At 67.4% G+C, this 23,103-nt stretch carries 21 protein-coding genes; 13 read left to right on the top strand and 8 right to left on the bottom strand.

Annotated features, from left to right (window positions below):
* Nucleotides 1-23 precede the first annotated feature (23 nt).
* From ACPYN9_RS02140 to ACPYN9_RS02130, 3 genes are read left to right on the top strand one after another with little or no spacing between them, the layout of a single operon-like run.
* Nucleotides 24-764: a methionine ABC transporter ATP-binding protein gene (locus tag ACPYN9_RS02140; protein WP_424463502.1), complete on the top strand. Its 741-nt coding sequence runs from the start codon at nt 24-26 to the stop codon at nt 762-764.
* Complete coding sequence (locus ACPYN9_RS02135; protein WP_424463735.1) at nt 764-1,444, top strand: methionine ABC transporter permease; 681 nt, start codon at nt 764-766, stop codon at nt 1,442-1,444. The genes ACPYN9_RS02140 and ACPYN9_RS02135 overlap by 1 nt, the downstream gene beginning before the upstream one ends.
* Before the next feature lie 59 nt (nt 1,445-1,503).
* On the top strand, nt 1,504-2,319 hold the full coding sequence (locus tag ACPYN9_RS02130) for a MetQ/NlpA family ABC transporter substrate-binding protein (RefSeq protein ID WP_424463501.1): 816 nt from the start codon (nt 1,504-1,506) through the stop codon (nt 2,317-2,319).
* 144 nt (nt 2,320-2,463) lie between these two features.
* Here the strand turns inward: ACPYN9_RS02130 and ACPYN9_RS02125 are convergent, their stop codons facing one another.
* From ACPYN9_RS02125 to ACPYN9_RS02090, 8 genes are all read right to left on the bottom strand, one after another.
* Entirely contained in the window at nt 2,464-3,708 is a 1,245-nt protein-coding gene (locus ACPYN9_RS02125; RefSeq protein ID WP_424463499.1) for a beta-ketoacyl-[acyl-carrier-protein] synthase family protein, read from the bottom strand.
* On the bottom strand, nt 3,705-5,243 hold the full coding sequence (locus ACPYN9_RS02120; protein ID WP_424463497.1) for a class I adenylate-forming enzyme family protein: 1,539 nt from the start codon (nt 5,241-5,243) through the stop codon (nt 3,705-3,707). Before ACPYN9_RS02120 ends, ACPYN9_RS02125 begins: the two co-directional genes overlap by 4 nt.
* A 108-nt stretch (nt 5,244-5,351) precedes the next feature.
* Nucleotides 5,352-6,437 carry a YihY/virulence factor BrkB family protein gene (locus tag ACPYN9_RS02115; protein WP_424463495.1) on the bottom strand — a complete coding sequence of 362 codons (1,086 nt, stop codon included), beginning with the start codon at nt 6,435-6,437 and terminating at the stop codon, nt 5,352-5,354.
* A 140-nt stretch (nt 6,438-6,577) separates the two neighbouring features.
* Nucleotides 6,578-7,339, bottom strand: a complete 762-nt coding sequence (locus ACPYN9_RS02110; RefSeq protein WP_424463493.1) for a succinate dehydrogenase iron-sulfur subunit — start codon at nt 7,337-7,339, stop codon at nt 6,578-6,580.
* 15 nt (nt 7,340-7,354) lie between these two features.
* Nucleotides 7,355-9,157 (bottom strand): succinate dehydrogenase flavoprotein subunit, encoded by a 1,803-nt coding sequence (gene sdhA / locus ACPYN9_RS02105; RefSeq protein ID WP_424463492.1) that lies wholly within the window; start codon nt 9,155-9,157, stop codon nt 7,355-7,357.
* Between the two features lie 55 nt (nt 9,158-9,212).
* The gene (locus ACPYN9_RS02100; RefSeq protein ID WP_424463490.1) at nt 9,213-9,656 is read right to left on the bottom strand and encodes a succinate dehydrogenase hydrophobic membrane anchor subunit; all 444 of its coding nucleotides are present in this window, start codon (nt 9,654-9,656) and stop codon (nt 9,213-9,215) included.
* 12 nt (nt 9,657-9,668) lie between these two features.
* Nucleotides 9,669-10,001, bottom strand: coding sequence for a succinate dehydrogenase, cytochrome b556 subunit (gene sdhC / locus ACPYN9_RS02095; protein ID WP_104252310.1), 333 nt, complete (start codon nt 9,999-10,001; stop codon nt 9,669-9,671).
* 301 nt (nt 10,002-10,302) lie between these two features.
* Entirely contained in the window at nt 10,303-11,448 is a 1,146-nt protein-coding gene (locus tag ACPYN9_RS02090; RefSeq protein ID WP_424463488.1) for a glycosyltransferase family 4 protein, read from the bottom strand.
* Between the two features lie 124 nt (nt 11,449-11,572).
* On the opposite strand from ACPYN9_RS02090, the gene ACPYN9_RS02085 reads away from it, so the two are divergent.
* The 10 genes from ACPYN9_RS02085 to ACPYN9_RS02040 all read left to right on the top strand — a co-directional run bounded on the left by ACPYN9_RS02085 (nt 11,573) and on the right by ACPYN9_RS02040 (nt 23,049).
* Nucleotides 11,573-12,685: a mannose-1-phosphate guanylyltransferase gene (locus ACPYN9_RS02085; protein WP_424463486.1), complete on the top strand. Its 1,113-nt coding sequence runs from the start codon at nt 11,573-11,575 to the stop codon at nt 12,683-12,685.
* 104 nt (nt 12,686-12,789) lie between these two features.
* The gene (locus ACPYN9_RS02080) at nt 12,790-13,875 is read left to right on the top strand and encodes a BMP family lipoprotein (RefSeq protein WP_424463485.1); all 1,086 of its coding nucleotides are present in this window, start codon (nt 12,790-12,792) and stop codon (nt 13,873-13,875) included.
* Nucleotides 13,876-14,154: 279 nt separating this feature from the next.
* Nucleotides 14,155-15,240 (top strand): BMP family lipoprotein, encoded by a 1,086-nt coding sequence (locus ACPYN9_RS02075; RefSeq protein ID WP_424463484.1) that lies wholly within the window; start codon nt 14,155-14,157, stop codon nt 15,238-15,240.
* A 187-nt stretch (nt 15,241-15,427) separates the two neighbouring features.
* Nucleotides 15,428-16,927 carry an ABC transporter ATP-binding protein gene (locus tag ACPYN9_RS02070; RefSeq protein ID WP_424463482.1) on the top strand — a complete coding sequence of 500 codons (1,500 nt, stop codon included), beginning with the start codon at nt 15,428-15,430 and terminating at the stop codon, nt 16,925-16,927.
* Nucleotides 16,924-18,237 (top strand): ABC transporter permease, encoded by a 1,314-nt coding sequence (locus tag ACPYN9_RS02065; protein WP_424463480.1) that lies wholly within the window; start codon nt 16,924-16,926, stop codon nt 18,235-18,237. Before ACPYN9_RS02070 ends, ACPYN9_RS02065 begins: the two co-directional genes overlap by 4 nt.
* Nucleotides 18,234-19,544 (top strand): ABC transporter permease, encoded by a 1,311-nt coding sequence (locus tag ACPYN9_RS02060; protein WP_424463478.1) that lies wholly within the window; start codon nt 18,234-18,236, stop codon nt 19,542-19,544. The genes ACPYN9_RS02065 and ACPYN9_RS02060 overlap by 4 nt, the downstream gene beginning before the upstream one ends.
* Nucleotides 19,545-19,546: 2 nt before the next feature.
* Nucleotides 19,547-19,966, top strand: a complete 420-nt coding sequence (locus ACPYN9_RS02055) for a cytidine deaminase (RefSeq protein WP_424463477.1) — start codon at nt 19,547-19,549, stop codon at nt 19,964-19,966.
* Nucleotides 19,963-21,285 carry a thymidine phosphorylase gene (locus ACPYN9_RS02050; RefSeq protein ID WP_424463475.1) on the top strand — a complete coding sequence of 441 codons (1,323 nt, stop codon included), beginning with the start codon at nt 19,963-19,965 and terminating at the stop codon, nt 21,283-21,285. Before ACPYN9_RS02055 ends, ACPYN9_RS02050 begins: the two co-directional genes overlap by 4 nt.
* Before the next feature lie 139 nt (nt 21,286-21,424).
* Nucleotides 21,425-22,567: an adenosine deaminase gene (locus ACPYN9_RS02045; RefSeq protein ID WP_424463474.1), complete on the top strand. Its 1,143-nt coding sequence runs from the start codon at nt 21,425-21,427 to the stop codon at nt 22,565-22,567.
* Nucleotides 22,564-23,049, top strand: a complete 486-nt coding sequence (locus tag ACPYN9_RS02040) for a PTS sugar transporter subunit IIA (RefSeq protein ID WP_424463472.1) — start codon at nt 22,564-22,566, stop codon at nt 23,047-23,049. The genes ACPYN9_RS02045 and ACPYN9_RS02040 overlap by 4 nt, the downstream gene beginning before the upstream one ends.
* Nucleotides 23,050-23,103 lie beyond the last annotated feature (54 nt).

Below are 23,103 nucleotides of genomic sequence, written 5' to 3'. Positions count from 1 at the left end.
AATCCAGAAACGATGGAGTGTGCATGCCTGACCCAGACCCCGTGGCGGTGCTCGAACGCGTCACGGTGCGGTACGGGGCGGGTACGCCAGCGCTCGACGGCATCGATCTCGAGCTCCGTCGAGGCGAGATCATCGGCATCGTGGGGGAGTCTGGCGCGGGGAAGTCGACCCTGCTTCGCCTGCTCGATGCCGACGAGCAGCCAACCCAGGGGCGGGTGCTCATCGAGGGCACCGACCCGGCGAGGATGCGCGAACGCGAGCGTCGCGCGCTACGGCGCCGGATCGGCATGGTCTTCCAGAGCTTCAACCTGCTGGCGAACCGCACGGCCCGACAGAACATCGAGCTGCCGCTTCGCCTCCAGCGGCGCCGAGACCCGGCCTTCGTGGGCGAGCTCCTCGACTACGTGGGACTCTCCGATCGAGGCGACGACTATCCGGCACAGCTCTCTGGTGGCCAGAAACAGCGAGTCGCCATCGCGCGCGCACTCGTGACCAGGCCACCCCTGCTGCTCTGCGACGAACCGACGTCTGCGCTCGACGAACGGACCACCAGCGACATCCTCCGCCTCCTCGCATCCACACGCGACGACTTCGGTACGACCATCGCGCTCGTGACGCACGAGCTCGCTGCGGTCAAGGCGATCTGCGACCGCGCCGCGATCCTCGACAAGGGACGGCTTCAGGACATCGTCGCCGTCGAGCACAGCGCGCGCGACGACCGCGGCTCGTACGTCGACCACGCCAAGCGGGTGCTCGGGTCGTGATGGAGCTCATCGACAGCATCGTCTCCTCGCTGACGGCCAACGCCGACGCGATTTGGCGCGCGCTTGGTGAGACCGGCTACATGCTCGTGTTCTCGCTCGCCGCCGCCGTCCTCCTCGGGCTTCCGCTGGGCGTGCTCATCTTCCTGACGCGGCCCGGAGGGGTGCGCGAGCATCGCACGCTGTGGCGAATCGCGAACCTCTACGTCACCATCGTGCGGTCGTTCCCGTTTCTGCTCTTCGTGGTCTTCCTCATCCCGCTCACCCGCCTCGTCTTCGGCACCACGTTCGGCACCCAGGCCGCGACCTTCCCGCTGTGCTTCGTCGGCGTCGCGATCTATGCGCGGCTCGTCGAGCAGATCCTGCTCGAGGTGCCGTCCGGTGTGCTGCACGCGGCGCGGTCGATGGGTGCAGACACGAGGCAGACCGTGACCCGGTTCCTCTTCGTGGAGGCGCGCAGCGGCCTCGTCTATGCGCTCACGTCCGCAGCGATCAGCCTGCTCTCGTACTCGACCGTGCTCGGCGTCGTCGGCGGCGGGGGCCTCGGCGACTTCGCCCTCCGCTACGGCTACCAGGAGTACGACTACCCCCTCATGTACACGACCATCGTGATTGTCATCGTCTGTGTGCAGCTCCTGCAGACCGGCGGTCACCGCCTCTCGGTCGCGATCGACCGTCGCTGAGCCGCATCCAGCGCACCCTCATCCACCCCCATGCACGACGCGAAAAGGAACCACCAGCTATGACACTTCGACTGCGCACGATCGGGGCGGCACTGGCCGTCGGGTCCCTCGCCTTCCTCACGGCCGGATGCGCCCCGTCGGCCGGCGCGGCGGGCGGCGGTGGCGACGTGGTCACGATCAAGGTGGCAGCCACCGTGACCCCGATGACGGATGTCGTGCAGGCGGCGGCTGAAGCCATCGGCGACGGCTACGAGATCGAGCTCGTGCCCGTCTCGGACTACGTGCAGCCAAACGTGCTCGTCGAGAACGGCGAGATTGATGCGAACTTCGTGCAGTTCGTGCCCTTCATGGAAGAGTTCAACGCCAAGAACGACGCGTCGCTCGCGGGCGTCACGCCGATCTACTCGACGGTTGTGGCGTTCTATTCCAAGAACCTGTCGTCGCTCGATGAGCTCCCCCAGGGTGGCAGCGTCGTCATCCCCAACGACAGCGCCAACGCAGGTCGAGCCCTGCAGATGCTCGCCGACGAGGGCCTCATCACCCTGGCCGGCGGGGCGGAGCGGTTCACGGCGAAGGTCGCCGACATCACGGAGAACCCGCGCGATCTGACGATCACGCAGGTCGACCTGCTGCAGCTCAACACCGCCTACGAGGAGGCTGACGCGGTCTTCAACCTGCCGTCGTTCGCGCGGCAGCTCGGGCTGACGCCGGTCGAGAACGGCCTCGCCGTCGAGCAGGACCCGCAGTTCGCGGTCACGCTCGTGACCCGCGAGGACAAGCTCGGCACGCCTGAGATCGCGGCGCTGGAGGAGGCGTTCACGAGCGACAAGGTGCGCGAGACGCTCGAATCGCTGGACGTGCCGCCCGCGTTCTAGGCCAAACGGCCTGCGCCTGTTCATCGCTGCCCGGCGCGTCGCCCTCTGAGCGAGCGCTCAGAGGGCGAAACGCCGGGCAACGATCGGCTTGGTGCGCGGATCCGCGGGGCCTGGGCTCGGCGGGGGAGGGCTCGGCGGGGGAGATCAGGCCGCATACGCGCGGAGCAGCAGCGAGGCGTTGTGCCCGCCGAAGCCAAAGGAGTTCGAGAGCACGGTGCGGATGCGCGCGGGCCGGGCCTCGCCGGCCACGACGTCGAGCTCCGGGAACTCGGGGTCGTCGAGGTTGAGTGTTGGCGGTATCACCGCGTCGCGCATGGTGAGCAGCGAGATGACGGCCTCGAGCGCACCGGCGGCGCCGAGCAGGTGCCCCGTGGCTGACTTGTTCGCGGTCACCGGCACGTCGCCGAGCCGTGACCCGAGCAGTGCCCGGAGTGCGGCCGCCTCCATCGCGTCGTTCAGCGGCGTGCTCGTGCCGTGCGCGTTGACGTGGTCGAGCTCGTTTGGGTCGAGGCGTGCGTCGTGGAGGGATGCGCGCATCGCGGCGAGCGCGCCGCTCCCGTCGGGCCTCGGGGACGTCGGGTGGTAGGCATCTGAGGTCACGCCGTAGCCTGCAATCTCGCCCAGGATGTCGGCCCCGCGTGCGAGCGCGCTCACCTCCGATTCGACGAGCAGCGCCGCGGCTCCGGCCGACATCACAAAGCCGTGCCGTCCTCGGTCGAAGGGCCTGCTGGCGGTCGTAGGCGCGTCGTCGTGCCCGAGTGCGAGGGCACCGAGGCTCGCGTTGACGCCGAGGTTGACGCGGTTGAGGCAGTCGTCTGCGGCGACGACGAGCACGGCGTCCGCGTAGCCGTGCCGGATCGTGCGCATCGCCTCGCCGAGCGCGACGGTGCCGCTCGCGCACGTCGCAGACAGGCCCGCGCTGGCACCGCGTGCGCCGTAGCGCTCGCTGAGGTACGCGGCTGCCGCATCCGGACCGCCGTAGACGACGACCCCGGGCGGGACCCTGCGGGGGCCGGAGGCGTCGAGGATGCGCGCGGCATCCTGGGTGAGTGAGACCGGGCCTGAACCCGTCGCGATGGTGACGGCGAATCTCGTCGCATCGAAGGGCAGGGATCCGGCGGTGATGCCCGTCGAGCGCAGCGCCTCGTCGGCGGCCGCGACGGCGAAGTGCGCGTGTCGATCGAGCCGCGAGATGTCTCGTCTCGGGAGTGACGCCGACGCCTCGAAGCCGCGGACTTCGCCGGCGACTCGAACAGCGAGGTCCGCGACGTCCACAGTCTTGATGAGGCGGATGCCGCTCTCGCCGCGGAGGAGCGACGACCAGGTGCTCGCGACGTCCAGTCCGTTCGGGGTGACGGCACCAACGGCGGTGACGACTGCGCGCGTCACAAGCGCTCCGCCGCGCCTGTGGTGACGAGGTCGAGGACCGCCGCGCGACGGATCTTGCCGCCGGCAGTTCTGGGCAGCGACGCGGCACGGTAGAGCCGGTGCGGCACGAACTGCGGAGCGAGCCGCGCGCGCAGGTGGCCGAGCATCTCGCCCTTGTCCGGCAGCGCGTTTGTCTCACCCTCGACGACGACCGCGATGATCGCGCCGAGCTTGCTGTCGGGCACCGCGACCGCGCAGCTCTGCTCGCACCCTGGCAGCGACGCGAGCGTGCGCTCGACCTGTGGAAGCGAGACCTTGTGTCCGCCGGAGACGGCAACGTCGCCTGCCCGGCCAAGCAGCTGCAGCCGGCCACCCGAGAAGGCCGCGAGGTCGTTGACGCTCGCCCAACCCTCGGAATCGGTGATGCGATCGGCGCTGGTCGCCGCGAGGTAGCGCTCGACCGCCGAGCCGACGCGGATGTGGAGCGTGCCCGTCGCTCCCTCGGGCACCTCAGCCCCCGACTCGTCGCGCACACTCACCTCGACGCCGCCAAACGGAGTCAAACTCGTGCCGTCGCCCTCATCGCTGTAGCCGATGAAGCCGATCTCCGAAGCCCCGTAGTAGCTGCGCAGGTGCGCGGTCGGCACGGCTTCCTCGAAGCTGCGGCGGATGTGCTCCGGCTGGTTGGCACCGCCCGTGACGACCTCGACGAGCGAGTCGAGCCGAAGCTGCTCTCGGTGCGAGGCCTGCACGATCGCGAGGAGCATCGCCGGCACCCCGACGAGCCGCTCGATGCGTTCGCTCGCGATGGTGCGCGCCGCAGCCCGCGCGTCGAAGCCGCTCTGCAGGTACAGCGACCCGCCCGTCGCGAGCACCTCGACGAGGGCGTAGAGGGTGAGGCTGTACGAGAGGGGGCCGGGCGCGATCGTCGACCGTCCGTCGGCGACACCCAGGTATCGTCGGCTGATCTCGACGTTGTGGTCCCAGCTGCCGCGAGTGCGCAGGAAGCCCTTCGGAAGATCGGTGGTGCCGGAGGTGAAGAGCAGCAGGAAGGGCTCGTCGCGCGGGCGCAGCTCCGGTCCGCTGGCGCCGTCGCCCGCTTCGGCAAGCGCGGCGCTCGCGACTGCGTCGAACTGCTCGAGCGACACCACCACGCCACCCCAGGAGTCTGCCGCCAGTTGCGCTTCGAACTCGCGGTCGTCGGTGATGACGAGCGCGGGCTCAACTCGACGGAGGATCTCCAGACGGTGCTCCAGGGGCCAGAGCGGATCGAGCACGGCTGCGACCCCGCGGAAGCTGATGACGCCGGTGAGGAGGCGAGCCCCGTCGAACGCCCGGGACAGCGAGACCGCGATGATCGGCACGCCGCCCGTCTCCGTCGCGGAGGCGCCGGTCGCCTTGGGCTGCGGAGACTCGAGGAGCGACTCGACTCCCGCTCGCACGGCCGCGCACTCACGGATCAGCTCGCGATAGCTGCGACACTCGCCGTCACCGGCAAGCGCGGTGCGGTCGGGCCACCGGGCGGCGGTGTCGATGAGCGTGCGAGTAATGGGCACCCCTCGAGTCTAGGTCGTTGCCCGCCGCGCGCCTGCGTGCAGCTGCCTCGCAGTCATGTTGACGTGGCGGCCAGATCGATGCGCTACCGCGCCGCTACGCCCGTGGCGTCACTCGGAGTGGTCGATGTGTCCTTCAGGAGCGCCGTTCCTCAGCTCGCGCCCCTTCTCGACGTCCTTCTCGATCTGCTCGAGGCGCTTCGCGCTCGCCTTCGTGTCGCGGGGCGGCAACTGGATGCTCTGCTCAGCTTCGATGCCCCCGCGCAGCTCGCGGACGCGCTCGATCTCGGCGTCGCACTGTGCACCGAACAGCAGCGCGAGGTTCACGATCCACAGCCAGAGGAGGCCGATGATGACACCCGCGACGCTGCCGTACAGCCGCTCGTAGCTGCTGAAGTTGGCCACGTAGAAGAAGAACCCGCCGCTGGCGATCACGGTCACGAACAGAGCGATGAAGGCGCCGAGCGTCATCCACTTGAACTTCGGCAGCCGCACGTTGGGGGTGCCGTAGAACAGGACGGCGATCATCACGATGACGACGGCCAACACGATCGGCCATCTGGCGAAGCTCCAGACCGCGAGCGACGCATCGCCGAGCCCGATGATGCCGCCGACTGCCGCGGCAACTGGTCCCGACAGTGCGAGGATCGCGAAGATCAGGAGCATCAGCACGAGCAACACGATCGTCCACAGCATCATGATCGGGCGCAGCTTCCAGAAGGGGCGCCCCTCGTCGATCTCGTACACCGTGTTCATGGCGTGCGAGAAGCAGTTGACGTAGCCAGAGGCTGACCACAGTGCGCCGAGCAGACCAACGAGGAACGCCGTTCCCGCACCGCTGGACTCGCCGAGCTGCTCCACGGTGCTGCGCAGTGTCTCTGCGAAGGTCGGATCGGTCAGGTAGGCGGACATCTCGTCGATGAACGCCACGGCCTCTTCCGTGAGCCCGAAGAGCCCGATGACCGACATCAGCGCGAGCAGTGCGGGGAACGTGCCCAGGAGCATGTAGAAGGTGAGGGCTGCTGCCAGCACCGTGCTCTTGTCGCGCAGGAACTCGCGGATGGCGCGCATGAGGATGTAGCGCCAGGCCGGGCCGAGCACCGGCTTCAGTCCCTCCGGTTTCCGAGGGTCTCGCGCATCCGGTGCGGTCTGTGCCTTCACGACACTGGTCTCATGGGCTGAACCGGGGGTGGTCATAGACGCAGGCTAGGCGCGGTGAGCGGGCTGGCGGGGGAGGGCACGCGCGCGGCCGTCACGTCGGGCTCGCACCCCGGGCCTGGAATGCGAAGAGGGAGCAACCGAATTCGGTTGCTCCCTCTTTCTCGCAGTCGCTCGCGCTAGACGCGGCCCTTGAGCATGGCCTGCTTCACTTCGGCGATCGCCTTCGTGACCTGGATGCCACGGGGGCACGCCTCGGTGCAGTTGAAGGTGGTGCGGCAGCGCCACACGCCCTCGCGGTCGTTGAGGATGTCGAGACGCACCTTCGCGTCCTCGTCGCGGGAGTCGAAGATGAAGCGGTGCGCGTTCACGATCGCGGCAGGCCCGAAGTACTGCCCGTCGGTCCAGAACACGGGGCACGACGTGGTGCACGCAGCGCAGAGGATGCACTTGGTGGTGTCGTCGAAGCGCTCGCGGTCTGCGATCGTCTGGAGGCGCTCCTTGCCCTTCTCGGGCTCGGCCTGCGCCTTGAGGAACGGCTGGACTTCGCGGTACGCCTCGAAGAACGGCTCCATGTCGACGATGAGGTCCTTCTCGAGGGGGAGTCCCTTGATGGCCTCGACGTAGATGGGCTTCGAGATGTCGAGGTCCTTGACCAGCGTCTTGCAGGCGAGGCGGTTGCGGCCGTTGATGCGCATCGCGTCGGAACCGCAGATGCCGTGGGCGCAGGAGCGGCGGAACGCGAGCGAGCCGTCCTGGTCCCACTTGATGCGGTGCAGAGCGTCGAGGATGCGGTCGGTTGGGTACATCTCGACGTCGAACGCCTGCCAGTACGGCTCCGTGTCGGTCTCTGGGCTGTACCGGCGCACATTGAGCGTCACCGTGAACGGCTTGGGAGCCTCGATGGGCGCCTCGGGTGCTTCAGTCGTTGCTGCAGTCATTCTGTGAAGCCCTTCCTAGTACTTGCGCTCGGTCGGCTCGTAGCGCGTCACGCGCACGGGCTTCTTGTCGAGACGGATGTGGTCGGCGGGGTCGGGTGACTTCCGGTCGCCGGTGAGGTACGCCATGGTGTGGTGCATCCAGTTGACGTCGTCGCGCTTCGGGAAGTCGTCGCGCATGTGGCCGCCGCGGCTCTCCTCGCGGTTGAGCGCGCAGTACACGAGCACCTCGGCGAGGTCGAGCAGGAAGCCGAGCTCGATGCCCTCGAGGAGCTCCGTGTTGTACCGCTTGCCCTTGTCGAACACCGCGATCTGCGTGTAGCGCTCGCGCAGCGAGTGGATGACCTTGGTCGCCTCGGTCAGCGTCTCCGACGTGCGGAAGACCTGGGCGTTCTTGTCCATCGTCTCCTGCAGCTCGCGGCGCAGGCCGGCAACTGACTCGGTTCCGGTGGATGCCTGGAGGTCGTCGACCATGCCCTTGACGAAGGAGGCTGCGTCGTCTGGCAGGGGTGCGAACTCTGCGGTCTTGACGTACTCGACGGCGTTGCGGCCGCTGCGCTTGCCGAAGACGTTGATGTCGAGGAGCGAGTTGGTGCCGAGGCGGTTCGATCCGTGCACGGAGACGCAGGCGCATTCGCCGGCCGCGTAGAGCCCGGGGATGACGGTCTCGTTGTCGGAGAGCACCTCGCCGGCGTTGTTCGTGGGGATGCCGCCCATCGCGTAGTGCGCTGTCGGGTAGACGGGCACGGGCTCGGTGACGGGGTCGACACCGAGGTAGGTGCGAGCGAACTCCGTGATGTCTGGCAGCTTGGTCTCGAGGACCTCGGCACCGAGGTGGGTGCAGTCGAGGTAGACGTAGTCCTTGTGCGGGCCTGCGCCGCGGCCGTCGAGGACTTCCTGCACCATCGAGCGGGCGACGATGTCGCGGGGTGCGAGGTCCTTGATGGTCGGCGCGTAGCGCTCCATGAAGCGCTCGCCGGAGGCGTTGCGGAGGATTGCGCCCTCACCGCGGGCACCCTCGGTGAGGAGAATGCCGAGGCCTGCGAGGCCGGTGGGATGGAACTGGTAGAACTCCATGTCTTCGAGGGGAAGACCGCGACGCCAGACGATGCCCATGCCGTCACCGGTGAGCGTGTGCGCGTTCGACGTGGTCTTGAAGACCTTGCCGAAGCCGCCGGTGGCGAAGATGAAGGCCTTGCCCTGGAAGACGTGCAGCTCGCCGGTCTTCAGCTCGAGTGCGACGATCGCGGCGGGACGCTCCTTGCCGTCGACCTCGGTCATGACGATGTCGAGCGCGTAGAACTCGTTGAAGAACTTGACGTTGTGCTTGACGCAGTTCTGGTACAGCGTCTGGAGGATCATGTGACCTGTGCGGTCCGCGGCGTAGCAGGCACGGCGGACGGGCGCCTTGCCGTGGTCGCGCGTGTGTCCGCCGAAGCGACGCTGGTCGATCTTGCCCTCGGGCGTGCGGTTGAAGGGGAGGCCCATGTTCTCGAGGTCGATGACAGCCTCGATGGCTTCCTTGGCGAGGATCTCAGCTGAGTCCTGGTCGACGATGTAGTCGCCGCCCTTGACGGTGTCGTAGGTGTGCCACTCCCAGTTGTCGTCCTCGACGTTCGCGAGTGCCGCTGCCATGCCGCCCTGGGCCGCTCCGGTGTGCGAACGCGTCGGGTAGAGCTTCGTGACCACAGCGGTGTCCGCGCCCTGGGCGGCCTCGATGGCCGCGCGCATCCCGGCGCCGCCAGCGCCGACGATGACGATCTCGTGCTGGTGGTAGTGGACGCCGTCGACGGTCCGCGTCGGAGCGAGCTTCTCTGCCATATGTCTGCGGTTCTTCTTTCTCAGGTGGGTGAGGTCGTGCGGCCGAACGCTTCGGCTAGGCCGGGCAGAAGCTCGGCAGGTTCTCGGCTGCGCCGTTGGCGGGGCACGGGTCGAACGTGTAGATCACGAGGAGGCCGAGGACGATCAGCACCGTGGTGACGGTGAAGAGCGTGACCTGCAGGGCGCGTCGCGTCGAGGCCTTGGACACGTAGTCGTTGATGATCGTGCGCATGCCGTTGCCGCCGTGGATGAAGGCGAGGACAAGCATGAGCGTGTCCCAGACGACCCAGAACGGGTCGGCCATCTTGCCGGCAACGAACGCGAAGTCGATGGCTGCGACGCCCTGGCCGACCATGAGGTTCGTGAAGAGGTGGCCGAAGATGAGAATGACGAGGAGCACGCCGGAGACGCGCATGAAGGCCCAGCCGATGCGCTCCCAGTTGGTGCTCTTCTTGGCGGCAGCTGCTGAACGCGGGTATTCGATGGTTTCGATAGTCATGGCAGCTCCCTCCTAGTGGCTGAACACGTTGATGAGGTGGCGGGGGGTGAAGCCGATCATCGTGACGACGCAGAGGCCGATGACGATCCAGAACATGAGCTTCTGGTACTTCGCGCCACCCGGCAGGAAGTCGATGAGGATGATGCGGATGCCGTTGAACGCGTGGTAGCAGATCGCTGCCACGAGTCCGACCTCGCCGATGCCCATGATGGGCGTCTGGTAGGTGTGGATGGCCGCGTTGTAGGCCTCTGGGCTGACCCGCACGAGCGAGGTGTCGAGCACGTGCACGATCAGGAAGAAGAAGATGGAGACGCCGGTGATGCGGTGGAGAACCCAGGACCACATGCCCTCGTTCCCCCGGTACAGCGTGCCGCCGCGTCGCGGCTTTTTCGCTGTGTTCTTCGGGGCTGTCGAGCCCGCCGGAGCTGGTGTCTGTACGGCTGACACGGGTTTGCCCTTCTGTCGCGTTGCGTTCTTCCGCTCAGGACTCTTGCGCCGAGGAGGTGAAGATGAGCGGCAGCTCCCAACCACACTGCGTTGGGCATGTTGATACCCGCCTAGACTACGCCTTCCGCGGTTCTCAACTGGGAAGGTTTACCTTCCTTGAGGTGGATGCTGCGGGCCCCGCGTCCTTGGACCGGGACGTTCAGGCGAGCGGCGAGGCCGTCGGCTGTCGCGCATCCGCCACCACCGAAGCGTAATGGCCGAGCAGCTCGTCGCACACGCTCGCCCACGAGCGCGACAGCACGCGTCGTCGGCCGGCCTCTCCCATACGCGCCCGGAGCGAGGGCGAGTCGGTGAGCAGCTCGACCATCGCCCGCAAATCAAGGTCGCCGGCGCGATCTGGGTCGAAGTGGAACCCGTCGATGCCGTGGTCGATGAGGTCGATCGGGCCGCCCGCGTATGGCGCGACGACGGGCAGACCGGTCGCGTGCGCCTCCTGGATGGTCTGGCCGAACGTCTCCTCGGTGCCCGTGTGCACAAACACGTCGAAGCTCGCGTAGGCCAACGCGAGGTCTCGACCGCCGAGCCGCCCAGCGAAGTGCACCGGCACGCCCTTCAGCGCCCTTCGGATGCTCGGCTCGGAGGGGCCGTCGCCGACCACGACGAGCTGGATGCCGTCGAGCCCCTTGAGGGAGGCAAGGCGCTCGACCTGCTTCTCCGGAGCCAGCCTGCCGACGTAGCCCACGATCGTGCGCGAGTCTGCGCCGAGCCGTCGGCGGCTGCTCACCACGGCCAACTCTGCCCGGTTGCGAGGGTGGTACGTCTCGAGGTCGACGCCCCGCCCCCACCGGGTCGCGTTGGTGATCTTCGCCCGCCGCAGGTCGCCGAGTGCTGCGCTCGAGGGCGCGAGCGTGAGGTCGGCGTTGTTGTGCAGCCAGCGGATGAACCACCAGGCGAAGCCCTCCATGGCGCTGAGTCGATTGCGCTTGGTGTAGCCCGCGACATCGGTCTGAAAGACGGCGACGCTCGGGATGCCGCGCCGCTTCGCCGCAGCGATCGCCTGCGAGCCGAGGAACAGCGGGCTCGCAGCGTGCACGACGTCGGGTGTGAACTCAGCGAGGAGCCTGTCGACTCGCGGTGAGGGCAGGCCGACCGGGAACTGCCGGTAGTCGAGCGCGGGTACTTCGACGACCCGGAACCCCCGGTACTGCTGTGGCGAGCCTGCGGCCGGGGTGATGACGATCGCGTCGTGCCCTCGCAGTGCGAGGTGGTCGAGCACCTTGCACACGCTGTTCGTCACGCCGTTGACAGTGGGAAGGAAGCTCTCGGTGACGACCGCGATGCGCATGGGGCGAACCTAGGCCTCCGGCGTGGCGCTCAGGTGAACTGTCGGCGACAGGTTCGCGACGCGTTCTGCGCAGCTGCGACTCGGCGAAACCAGCAGGAGACAGTGTTCCCCTATGGTGTTGCGCATGGCAGATGCGATCGATCGGTTCTATGGCGTGATTCCAGCGGGGGGCGTCGGGTCACGGCTTTGGCCCCTCTCGCGGGCGGAGGCCCCGAAATTCCTTCACGACGTCGTCGGCAACGGCTCGACCCTGCTCCGGGCGACCTGGGACCGGCTCGCGCCCCTGTGCGCGGAGAACCGGCTCCTCGTCGTGACGGGCGAGGCGCACGCCAAGGAGGTGCGCGCGCAGCTGCCTGAGCTGTCCGAGGAGAACATCGTCCTCGAGAGCGAGGGCCGCGAGTCCACGGCTGCCATCGGTCTCGCCGCCGCGATCCTCCAGCGTCGCGTCCCTGACGCGATCATCGGATCCTTCGCCGCAGACCACCTGATCGGCGCGACCGACCGCTTCGCCGCGGCGGTGCGCGAGGCGGTCGAGGCTGCAGACGCCGGAGCCATCGTGACGATCGGCATCCAGCCGATCGAGCCGTCGACGGCGTTCGGCTACATCCGCGCAGGGCAGCCGCTGAGCATCCCTGCCGCGCCGAGTGCGCGCCGCGTCGACGCCTTCGTCGAAAAGCCCAAGGAGTCGACGGCTCGCCGCTACCTCGCGTCTGGCGAGTACCTCTGGAACGCTGGCATGTTCTTCGCGCGCGTCGATCGCCTCATGGAAGCGCTCGAGGAGTCGAACCCCACGCTGGCCGCTGGTATCAACGAGATCGCGGATGCGTGGGGGACCCCCAAGCAGGCGGAGGTCACGGCGCGCATCTGGCCAAACCTCGAGAAGATCGCCATCGACTACACGGTTGCAGAGCCCGCCGCGGCGCGCGGCGAGCTCGCCGTCATTCCTGGCTACTTCCAGTGGGACGACGTGGGCGACTTCGCCGCCGTCAGCCGCCTCCGCAAGAGCACGAACGGCAACGGCGTGACGGTGCACGGCGACGAGAGCAACGTCGTCGTCGTCGACGGCTCCGGCCTCATCGTGAACCACACCGACCGAGTCGTCGCGATCGCTGGCATCAAGGACATCGTCGTTGTCGACACACCAGACGCGTTGCTGGTCACGACGGCAAAGAACGCCCAGAAGGTCAAGCAGCTGGTCGCCGAGATCAAGGCCTCGAGGCGACCAGAGGTCCTGTAGTCAGCCTGCACGCGAAACCACTCCAAGCGCGCACGGATCGTCGGTTCACAACGATCGGTGCGCGCCTGTAGCGGTCCGTCGTCGGTGCCCACTACTCTTCCGGCATGTCACGCTCTCGCACTCCAGGGGCCATCGGCGCCCTCGCCATCGCAACACTCGCACTGACCGCCTGCCAGGCCCCGCCGGAGTCCCCGGACTCCACAGGCCAAGCGGCGGCCGGTGGCGACTACCTCGCGTGCATGGTGGCGAACAGCGGCAACATCCAAGACCGCTCCTTCAACCAGGCGGTTTTCGAGTCGCTCGAAGCCGCGCAGGAGGAGTACGGCGTCGAGATGCGGGAGACGGTCTCGCAGTCGCAGGCCGACTACGAGACGAACCTGGCGACCATGGTCGGCGAGGGATGCGACTACATCGTGACGGTGGGCTGGGAACTGGCCGACGCGACGCGGGCGTCGGCCGAGGCCAACCCCGATATCACGTACTCGATCGTGGACGAGGTCGTCGAGGGGCCGAACGTCGCTTCGATCGTGCACGACACTGCGCAGGCCGCCTTCCTGGCGGGCTACCTCGCGGCCGGGGTGAGCAAGACCGGTGTGGTCGGGACCTTCGGCGGTGGCAATCAGCCGCCCGTGACGGTGTTCATGGACGGCTTCGCCGCCGGGGTCGAGCAGTACAACACGGCGAAGGGCGCCTCCGTCCGCGTCGTCGGCTGGGACCCGAAGACGCAGCAGGGCTCGTTCACTGACGACTTCACCAACACGAACGCGGCGCAGACGACCGCGCAGGGGCTCATCTCGCAGGGCGCCGACATCATCATGCCCGTCGCCGCGCAGGCAGGCGAGGGCGCGGCGGCAGCTGCGCTCGCCGCGGGGGACGTCGGCATCATCTGGGTCGACTCGGACGGCTATGAGCTCCTCGGTGAGGAGTACCGACCGCTGCTCGTCACCACCGTCGAGAAGCGCATGGAGCCGGCCATCCTCGGGGTCATCGGGTCGGACATCGACGGCACGTTCGAGGCTGGCAACAATGTCGGCACGCTCGAGAACGACGGCGTCGGGCTCTCCTCGTTCCACGACTGGGACTCGAAGATCCCAGCGGAGCTCAAGGCGGAGGTCGAGGACCTCAAGGCCAAGATCATCTCCGGCGAGATCGTCGTCGAGTCGCCGTCGTCGCCGACCGGAGCTAACTGAGCCGGAGCGAACTGAGCCGGCGCGAGCTGCGCCTGCATCGACCGGGCTGGTCCGCGCTCACACGTCGACGCACCGACCGAAGGGGCTGGAAGTTTCCGGCCCTGTGAGAATCACTGGGCGACCCGCCGAGAAACACGCTCGTAACTGTGCAACGGTCGGGTTTCGATTCCGAACTCGACCGAATTATGACGCCGAGCTACGGCTATGCTCGGGCAATCACCAGCTTCGTCGTCTTCGCGTTCTGCGGCACGACGGACATCCAACTCAGGAGGACCGAGAGTGGCTATCTCTTCGAAGCAGCGTTTCGCTGCACTTGGCACCATGGGCGTCGCAGCCCTCGTGCTCGCCGGTTGCGCCCCTGCTCCCGACGCTGGCGAAGCGCCAGCCGAGGGCGCATCCGACTTCACCGCATGCATGGTGTCTGACGAGGGCGGGTTCGACGACCGCTCCTTCAACCAGCTCGCACACACCGGCCTCACCGATGCAGAGGCAGAGCTCGGCATCAACGTGCTCGAGTCTGAGTCGGCCTCCTCGGCTGACTACGCGCAGAACCTCGACACGATGGTCAGCCAGGGCTGCAACATCATCGTCCCCGTCGGCTTCAAGCTCGCCGACGCCACGGCTGCCGCTGCAGAGGCCAACCCGGACATCGACTTCGCGATCGTCGACGTCGAGGGCCTCGGCATCCCGAACGTCCTCGAGCTCAACTACGACACGGCCCAGGCTGCGTTCCTCGCGGGCTACGCATCCGCCGCTTACTCGAAGACCGGCACGGTTGCCACCTATGGCGGCGCGGCCATCCCGACCGTGACGATCTTCATGGACGGCTTCGCCAACGGCGTCAAGCACTACAACGAGGTCAAGGGCAAGGACGTCAAGGTCATCGGCTGGGACGTCGACTCGCAGCAGGGCTCGTTCGTGGACGACTTCACGAACGTCTCGCGCGCCAAGGAGATCTCCACCGGCTTCCTGAGCCAGGGCGCAGATGTCATCCTCCCCGTCGGCGGACCCCTCTACCAGGGTGCTGCTGAGGCCATCCGCGAAGGCGGCCAGGACGCCGTCATCCTCGGTGTCGACTCCGACCTCGCCGTCGCCGACGAGCAGTACGCCGACATCATCCTCGTGTCGATCATGAAGGGCCTCGACGTCACGGTGCTCGACGCCATCTCGCAGAGCCTCGACGGCACCTTCGAGGGTGGAACGACCTACACCGGTGTCCTCGAGAACGAGGGCGTCGGACTCTCCGGCTTCGGCTCGTTCGAGTCCGAGCTGCCCGACGGCACACTCGACGAGATCGAGACGCTCAAGCAGGAAGTCATCGACGGCAAGTTCACGGACCTGTCGCCTTCCTCACCAAAGGTCTAACCCTCTGCACGTCCAGATTGGCGTCTGGACACAACATGGATGCGGGGCCGTCGCGCAACTCGCGGCGGCCCCGTAGCATGCCTACGCATACATCTCGAGCGGGCTCCGGCGACCAGCCGGACCACGCCCGCGCAGCATCGGCCCAAGAGGCCGCATCCCGCACTCCCACACAGCGAAGTGGACCGCTATGAAACTCGAGCTTCGAGGCATCACCAAGCGATTTGGTGCCTTCACGGCCAACGACAACATCAACCTCACCGTCGAGGAGGGCGAGATCCACGCGCTCCTCGGTGAGAACGGTGCTGGCAAATCAACTCTGATGAACGTGCTCTACGGCCTCTACCAGGCCGATGAGGGTGAGATCCTGCTCGACGACGTCGTCCAGCACTTCTCCGGACCCGGCGATGCCATGGCCGCCGGCATCGGCATGGTCCACCAGCACTTCATGCTCATCCCCGTCTTCACCGTCGCCGAGAACCTCATGCTCGGGCATGAGCCCTCGAACGGCATCGGCGTGCTCGACATCGACAGCGCACGCCAGAAGGTGCGTGACCTCTCTGCGCAGTTCGGCTTCAACATCGATCCCGATGCGCTCGTCGAGCACCTGCCCGTCGGCGCCCAGCAGCGCGTCGAGATCATCAAGGCGCTCTCGCGTGACGCCAAGATTCTCGTGCTCGATGAGCCCACTGCTGTGCTCACTCCGCAGGAGACCGACGAGCTCATCGTCATCATGGATCAGCTGCGCAAGGCTGGCACGTCGATCGTCTTCATCTCGCACAAGCTGCGCGAGGTCCGCAAGGTCGCGGACCGCATCACCGTCATCCGTCGTGGCAAGGTCGTTGGCACCGCGCTCCCGAGCGAGTCGAATGAGGAGCTCGCCGCGAAGATGGTCGGCCGCGCCGTCGACCTCGACGTTGATAAGCAGGCGGCCAAGCTCGGCGAGACCACCTTCGTCGTCTCAGAGCTGACGGTCTTCGACGAGGTCGGAGCCAAGCAGGTCGATGAGCTCAGCTTTGAGGTCCGCGAGGGCGAGATCCTCGTGATCGCCGGAGTGCAGGGCAACGGGCAGACCGAGCTGACGGAAGCCATCCTCGGCCTCCACAAGAAGGCGCTCGGCTCGATCACGCTCGACGGCAACCAGCTCATCGGCCAGTCCGTCAAGAAGACGCTGGATGCGGGGCTCGGCTTCGTACCAGAGGACCGGACGGAAGACGGGATCGTCGGCGAGTTCACGATCGCCGAGAACCTCGTCCTCGACCGAGCAGACCGCGCGCCGTTCTCGAACGGCATCGCGCTCAACCTGCGCGAGATCACCGCGTTCGCGGAGAAGAACGTCCAGGACTTCGATGTGCGCGCGCCCTCCATCGAGACGGCCGTGGGCCGCCTGTCCGGCGGAAACCAGCAGAAGGTTGTGCTGGCCCGCGAGCTCGGCCGCGAGCTGCGCATGTTCATCGCATCGCAGCCAACGCGAGGCCTCGATGTCGGCTCGATCGAGTTCGTGCACGAGCAGATCGTCCGGGTGCGCGATTCGGGCATTCCGGTCATCATCGTCTCGACCGAGCTCGACGAGGTGTTCCAGCTGGCAGATCGGATCATGGTCATGTACCAGGGCAAGAGCATGGGAATCGTTGGACCCGAGACGTCGCGTGACGTGCTCGGGCAGATGATGGCAGGGGTCGAAGTATGAGTCAGCTGCAGAACGTGACGGCGGAGACCCCGCCGCCTCCCGGCGCGAACCTGCCGGCCGCCGCGAGCGAGCAGTCGCCGTGGCATGGCCTGTGGCGGGACATCCTCGGCGGAGGCCCACTGCGGTCGCTGCTCGCGATCGTCCTCGCGCTCCTGATCGGCTCGCTCCTCGTGGTGTTCACGAGCGACGATGTGCTCGAGACCATGGGCTACTTCTTCTCGCGCCCGATGGACCTCTTCTCCGCGGCGGGCGGCGTCATCGGAGGCGCCTTCAGTGCGCTGTGGGAGGGCGCGATCTACTCGCCCCGTAACGGCTTCGTGCCGCTCACCAACACGCTCATGTGGGCGACCCCGCTGATCACGGCGGGCCTCGGTGTCGCGTTCGCGTTCCGGGCGGGCCTCTTCAACATCGGTGGTCAGGGGCAGATCCTGATCGCCGCGCTTTTCACCGGCTTCATCGGCGCGAGCCTGCAGCTTCCCTTCGTCGTGCACGTCCTCGTCGCCGCGTTCGCCGGCATCGTCGGCGGCTCGATCTGGGCAGGCATCGCCGGCTGGCTGAAGGCCCAGACCGGTGCGCACGAGGTGATCGTGACGATCATGCTCAACTGGATCGCGCTGTGGGGGATCACGTACCTGCTCAAGACCCCGGCCTTCCAGGCCGAGGGCGCCGGCGGCAACGCGAAGGCCAAGCCGATCGTCGAGTCGGCGCAGCTGCCCGACCTCGTGGGTGCAGCCGACTGGGGCTTCATCCTCGCGCTCGTCGCCGCCTTCGTCTACTGGTGGGTCATGGACCGCACGACGGTCGGCTTCAAGGTGCGCGCCGTCGGCCTCAACCCGAGCGCGGCGCGGACGGCAGGCATCAACGTGCCGTTCATCACCTTCCTCACGATGGCAATCGCAGGCGCGTTCATCGGCCTCGCTGGCGCCACGCAGGTGCTCGGCCGTGCCACGGCGGGCTATGACCCCGGCGTCGACGCCGGCATCGGCTTCGACGCCATCACGGTGGCGCTCCTCGGTGGCGGGCACCCTGTGGGCATCGTCCTCGCCGGGCTGCTCTTCGGGGCGCTCAAGGCTGGCTCGTTCCCGATGCAGGTCGTCGAGGGAATCCCCATCGACATCGTCGCCGTCATCCAGGGCCTTATCGTGCTCTTCATCGCGGCCCCTCCGCTCATCCGGGCCATCTTCCGCCTGCCGAAGCCCTCGGGCATCCGCTTGCTCGACCGCATTCGCGCGTCGCGTGAGGGGCGGGATGGCGGACCCACCGAGCAGGGGAACGGCAGCAACGGCAAGAAGAACGAGGTGAAGGCATGACCGCAGTGACGCCAAGCACCGAGGAGCAGCTCTCGGTAGGCGCAAGCACCAAGGCTGAGGTCCGTTCGACGCGCAGCTGGAAGGCGCCCATCGCGTACGCGTTCTTCAGCCTCGTCGTCCTCGTCGTCTTCGGACTGCTGGCCCCAGCGGGAGCCTCCAGCACGATCGACCTGAACTCCGACGGCGTACCCCTCAAGTTCGATCCACTAGTTCTGCCGACGATGGTCACGAACCTGGTGATCGGCGTGATCCTCGCCGGCATCGCCGTCGTCGCCTTCCTGCGCACCGCAACCGGCGCCAAACTGCCCATGTGGGTGATGGTCGTGTTCGGCATCCTCTGGGTGTGGGCACTCATCGTGTTCATCGGCGCCAACGCGAACGTACCGCTGACGTGGCTGCTCACGGGCACGCTCGCCATCTCGACGCCGCTCATCTTCGGTTCGATGGCCGGTCTCGTCTCCGAGCGAGTCGGCGTCGTCAACATCGCCATCGAGGGACAGCTCCTCGCCGGCGCGTTCACGTCGGCACTCATCGGCTCCATGACGGGCAACCCGTTCCTCGGCCTCCTCGGCGCCATCCTCGCGGGCATGCTCGTGTCGCTCATCCTCGCGGTCTTCTCGATCCGCTACCTCGTCGAGCAGGTCGTCGTGGGTGTCGTCATCAACATGCTCGTGATCGGCCTGACGAACTTCCTCTACTCGGGCGTCATGACCCGAGACAGCGGCTTCCTCAACACGATCGCCCAGAACGAGAAGTACCCGCGCTTCGCGATCCCGCTGCTGAGCGACATCCCCGTCATCGGGCCGCTCCTCTTCGACAACACGTTCATCGTGTACCTGATGTTCATCACGGTGCCTGTGCTGACCTTCGCGCTGTTCAAGACGCGCTGGGGCCTCCGGCTCCGGGCCGTCGGCGAGCACCCGAAGGCCGCAGACACGGTCGGCATCAAGGTCAACAAGACGCGCTTCTGGAACGTGCTGCTCTCCGGCGCCATCGCCGGCGCGGGCGGCAGCTTCTTCACGCTCGGCAGCGTCGGCTCGTTCAGCCAGGAGATGACCAGCGGTCAGGGCTATATCGCTCTCGCCGCCCTCATCTTCGGGCGCTGGCACCCGGTCTACGCCACGCTCGCGGCGCTGCTCTTCGGGTTCGCGTCGAACCTCAAGACCCTCGTGAGCCAGGTCGGGGCGAACATCCCCCCTGAGTTCATGGCCATGATCCCGTACATCGTGACGATCCTCGCCGTGGCCGGCTTCGTCGGTCAGTCCCGCGGGCCAGCGGCGGCGGGCAAACCCTACGTGAAGGCCTAGCAATGACCGCAACCGGCACTGAAGCGCTTGAACCAGACTGGGAGACCCTCCGTCAGGCGGCGCGAGACATCATGACAAAGGCCTACGCGCCCTACTCGAACTATTCGGTCGGGGCAGCCGCGCTGGTCGACGACGGTCGTATCGTCGTCGGCTGCAACGTCGAGAACGCCAGCTACGGCGTCGGCCTCTGCGCGGAATGCGGACTCGTGTCCGCGCTCCAGGCGAGTGGAGGCGGCAAGCTCGTCGCGTTCACCTGCTGCAACGGGCAGGGCGAGGTCATCATGCCCTGCGGGCGCTGCCGTCAGCTGTTGTATGAGTTCTCCGCACCCGGCATGCTGCTCGAGACGGTCTCCGGAATCCGCACCATCGACCAGGTACTGCCCGACGCGTTCGGCCCCAGAGATCTCGAAAGGATCGCATGAGCTCCACCCCCGCACAGTCCGCAGTCGAGGCGTTCGACGCCGTCGACCTCATCAAATCGAAGCGCGACGGACGCGCTCTGTCGACGCCCGAGATCGACTGGCTCATCTCGCGCTACGCGAACGGCTACGTGGGTGACGAGCAGATGGCCGCGATGGCGATGGCGATCTTCCTCAACGGCATGGAGCGCAGCGAGATCCGCGACATGACCCTCGCGATGATCGCGTCGGGGGAGCGGATGAACTTCGACGGGCTCGGTAAGGTCACGGTCGACAAGCACTCGACGGGCGGTGTCGGAGACAAGATCACGCTTCCGCTCATGCCGCTCGTCGCGTCCTTCGGCGTCGCCGTGCCGCAGCTGTCCGGTCGTGGACTCGGGCACACCGGGGGAACCCTCGACAAGCTCGAAGCCATCCCCGGCTGGCGGGCAGAGCTCTCCAACGAGGAGATGTTCCAGCTGCTGCAGGAGATCGGCGGCGTCATCTGCGCGGCGGGCGCTGGCCTCGCGCCCGCCGACAAGAAGCTCTACGCGCTTCGCGACATCACGGGCACTGTCGAGTGCATCCCGCTCATCGCGTCGAGCATCATGTCGAAGAAGATTGCCGAGGGCACCGACTCGCTCGTGCTCGACGTCAAGTTCGGCTCTGGGTCGTTCATGGGCGACATCGAGCGCTCGCGAGCGCTCGCCGAGACCATGGTCGCGCTCGGCGAAGACGCGGGGGTTCGCACCTCGGCGCTGCTGACGAACATGAACGTGCCGCTCGGACTCGCGATCGGCAACGCCAACGAGGTGCGCGAGTCGGTCGAGGTGCTCGCAGGTGGCGGCCCCGCCGACGTCGTGGAGCTCACGGTCGAGCTGGCCAGGGAGATGCTCCGCCTCGCGGGCAAGCCGGATGCGGATGTCGAAGGTGCGCTCAAGAACGGTGCGGCGATGGACGTCTGGCGTCGGTGGGTCTCGGCGCAGGACGGCGACCCGGACGGGGCGCTGCCGGTTGCCCGCGAGACGCACGAGGTGCGCGCGGAACGGGATGGTGTGCTCGTGCGCCAGGAGGCGCTGCCCTTCGGTATCGCGGCGTGGCGCCTCGGCGCTGGTCGTGCACGCAAGCAGGACCCGGTCATCCACTCGGCTGGCATCGATCTCGTCGCCAAGCCCGGCGACGCCGTGAAGCAGGGCGACGTGCTCTTCACGCTCTCGGCTGAGGATGCGGCTCGGTTCCCGCGTGCGCTCGAAGCGCTGGAGGATGCGTACGAGATCGGCGATGCCGGGGCTGAGGTGCAGACCGGCGGTCCGCTGATCGCTGGTCGCGTCGGCGCCCAGTAGCCGTTGTGAGGCTGTGGGGGAGGGGAAACCTTCTCCACAGCGCCACGCCCGGGTGCGCGCCGGTGGTCTGCGCCAGATAGAATCATGGCTCTGGACGGCCGCACTTTCTGGATCGCGGCCACATTCGAAGGGGAACACCGTGTCTGTGCAGAGCTCCGCGCCATACGACGAGGGCGATTTCACGCTGCGGGACGGCACGAACATCCGTGCGCTGCCGAAGGTGTCGCTGCATGACCACCTCGACGGTGGGCTCCGCGCGCAGACGATCATCGAACTCGCCGACGAGATCGGGCTCGAGCTTCCCGCGGCCAACGGCCCGGAGCTGTCCAGCTGGTTCGCCGATCAGTCCGACTCTGGCTCGCTCGTCGAGTACCTGAAGACCTTCGATGTGACGACCGCCGTCATGCAGACGGCGCACGGTCTGCGCCGCGTCGCCCGCGACTTCGTCAACGACCTCGGTGCCGACGGAGTCGTCTACGGCGAGGTCCGCTGGGCCCCCGAGCAGCACCTCAAGCGCGGCCTGAGCCTCGACGATGCCGTCAATGCCGTGCAGGCGGGCATCAACGAGGGCATCGACGACGTGCGTTCGCACGGCAAGCGCATCCGCGTTGGCCAGCTCGTGAGCGCCATGCGTCACGCAGGCAACGGCCTCGAGATCGCGAAGCTCGCCGTCAGGCACCGTGAGCAGGGCGTTGTCGGGTTCGACATCGCGGGGCCCGAGGACGGCTTCCCGCCGACGAACCTGCAGGAGGCGTTCGACTACCTCATGGCTGAGCGCTTCCCCGCGACGGTGCACGCCGGTGAAGCCGCCGGTCTCGACTCCATCGAGAGCGCCATCTTCGATGCCCACGCGCTGCGCCTCGGACACGGTGTCCGAATCGCGGAAGACATCGACCTCGAGGGCGAGGACGAGGACGGCACCTACGTGTCGCTCGGCAGGCTCGCCCAGTGGGTGCGCGACCGGCGCATCCCGCTCGAACTGAGCCCGTCGTCGAACCTGCAGACCGGCGCCATCGCCGCCTGGGGCGAGAACATCGAAGACCACCCCTTCGATCTGCTGTACCAGCTCGGCTTCACCGTCACCGTGAACACCGACAACCGACTCATGAGCGCCACGAGCATCTCGCGCGAGTTGACGCTGCTCGCCGACGCCTTCGACTACGACCTTGCCGACCTCGAGACCTTCCAGCTGAACGCCGCCGAGGGGGCGTTCCTGCCGATCGAAGACCGCGAGGAGCTGGCCGAGATCGTGAGCGAAGGGTTCGACGAGGCGCGAGCATGAACGCGCAGGCCACACCTGGGCTGCAGTTCGACCCGACCAGCGTTCGTCTCGCCGAGCAGGCCCTCGACTGGCGGCAGGCCGTCGGGCAGATGGGCGAGCTGCTCGCCGAGCGCGGGTTCGCGAAGCGCGGGTACACGAGCAACATGGTCCGCGTCATCGAGCGCTTCGGCCCGTACGTCGTCGTCGGCCCAGGGGTCGCGCTCGTGCACGCGCGGCCGGGCGAGGAAACCATCGAGAACGGGCTCGCGATCATCACCTACCCGGACGGGGTCGGGTTCGGTCACGCGCGCTACGACCCAGTGCGCGTTGTCGTCGGCATGACGGCGACCAGCGCATCCGAGCACTTGCAGCTCATCGCCGCACTCGCGAAGACGTTCGACAACGACGCTGTCCTCGGAGAGCTCATCTCCGCTGAGTCGGCCGAAGCGCTCGTCGAGCTGCTCACGCCGAGGCTCGTCGCCGCGGGGCTCGACATCGCCTGAGCCCGCCGAGGCGTGACCAAGGGCCTGCGCGAAGCGCCTGCACCGTCGCGTCCG

It is taken from the genome of Pseudoclavibacter helvolus (genome assembly GCF_049707175.1).
Classification (GTDB): Bacteria; Actinomycetota; Actinomycetes; order Actinomycetales; family Microbacteriaceae; genus Pseudoclavibacter; species Pseudoclavibacter helvolus_A.
This window is presented reverse-complemented; position numbering and strand designations above follow the sequence as displayed.

Bases quoted from the DNA above. Each gene is read 5' to 3' on its own strand.
- ACPYN9_RS02140 (WP_424463502.1), top strand. From the start codon at position 24: ATGCCTGACCCAGACCCCGTGGCGGTGCTCGAACGCGTCACGGTGCGG.
- ACPYN9_RS02135 (WP_424463735.1), top strand. From the start codon at position 764: ATGGAGCTCATCGACAGCATCGTCTCCTCGCTGACGGCCAACGCCGAC.
- ACPYN9_RS02130 (WP_424463501.1), top strand. From the start codon at position 1,504: ATGACACTTCGACTGCGCACGATCGGGGCGGCACTGGCCGTCGGGTCC.
- ACPYN9_RS02115 (WP_424463495.1), bottom strand. From the start codon at position 6,437: ATGACCACCCCCGGTTCAGCCCATGAGACCAGTGTCGTGAAGGCACAG.
- ACPYN9_RS02110 (WP_424463493.1), bottom strand. From the start codon at position 7,339: ATGACTGCAGCAACGACTGAAGCACCCGAGGCGCCCATCGAGGCTCCC.
- sdhA (WP_424463492.1), bottom strand. From the start codon at position 9,157: ATGGCAGAGAAGCTCGCTCCGACGCGGACCGTCGACGGCGTCCACTAC.
- ACPYN9_RS02100 (WP_424463490.1), bottom strand. From the start codon at position 9,656: ATGACTATCGAAACCATCGAATACCCGCGTTCAGCAGCTGCCGCCAAG.
- sdhC (WP_104252310.1), bottom strand. From the start codon at position 10,001: ATGTGGTCCTGGGTTCTCCACCGCATCACCGGCGTCTCCATCTTCTTC.
- ACPYN9_RS02090 (WP_424463488.1), bottom strand. From the start codon at position 11,448: ATGCGCATCGCGGTCGTCACCGAGAGCTTCCTTCCCACTGTCAACGGC.
- ACPYN9_RS02085 (WP_424463486.1), top strand. From the start codon at position 11,573: ATGGCAGATGCGATCGATCGGTTCTATGGCGTGATTCCAGCGGGGGGC.
- ACPYN9_RS02080 (WP_424463485.1), top strand. From the start codon at position 12,790: ATGTCACGCTCTCGCACTCCAGGGGCCATCGGCGCCCTCGCCATCGCA.
- ACPYN9_RS02070 (WP_424463482.1), top strand. From the start codon at position 15,428: ATGAAACTCGAGCTTCGAGGCATCACCAAGCGATTTGGTGCCTTCACG.
- ACPYN9_RS02065 (WP_424463480.1), top strand. From the start codon at position 16,924: ATGAGTCAGCTGCAGAACGTGACGGCGGAGACCCCGCCGCCTCCCGGC.
- ACPYN9_RS02060 (WP_424463478.1), top strand. From the start codon at position 18,234: ATGACCGCAGTGACGCCAAGCACCGAGGAGCAGCTCTCGGTAGGCGCA.
- ACPYN9_RS02055 (WP_424463477.1), top strand. From the start codon at position 19,547: ATGACCGCAACCGGCACTGAAGCGCTTGAACCAGACTGGGAGACCCTC.
- ACPYN9_RS02050 (WP_424463475.1), top strand. From the start codon at position 19,963: ATGAGCTCCACCCCCGCACAGTCCGCAGTCGAGGCGTTCGACGCCGTC.
- ACPYN9_RS02040 (WP_424463472.1), top strand. From the start codon at position 22,564: ATGAACGCGCAGGCCACACCTGGGCTGCAGTTCGACCCGACCAGCGTT.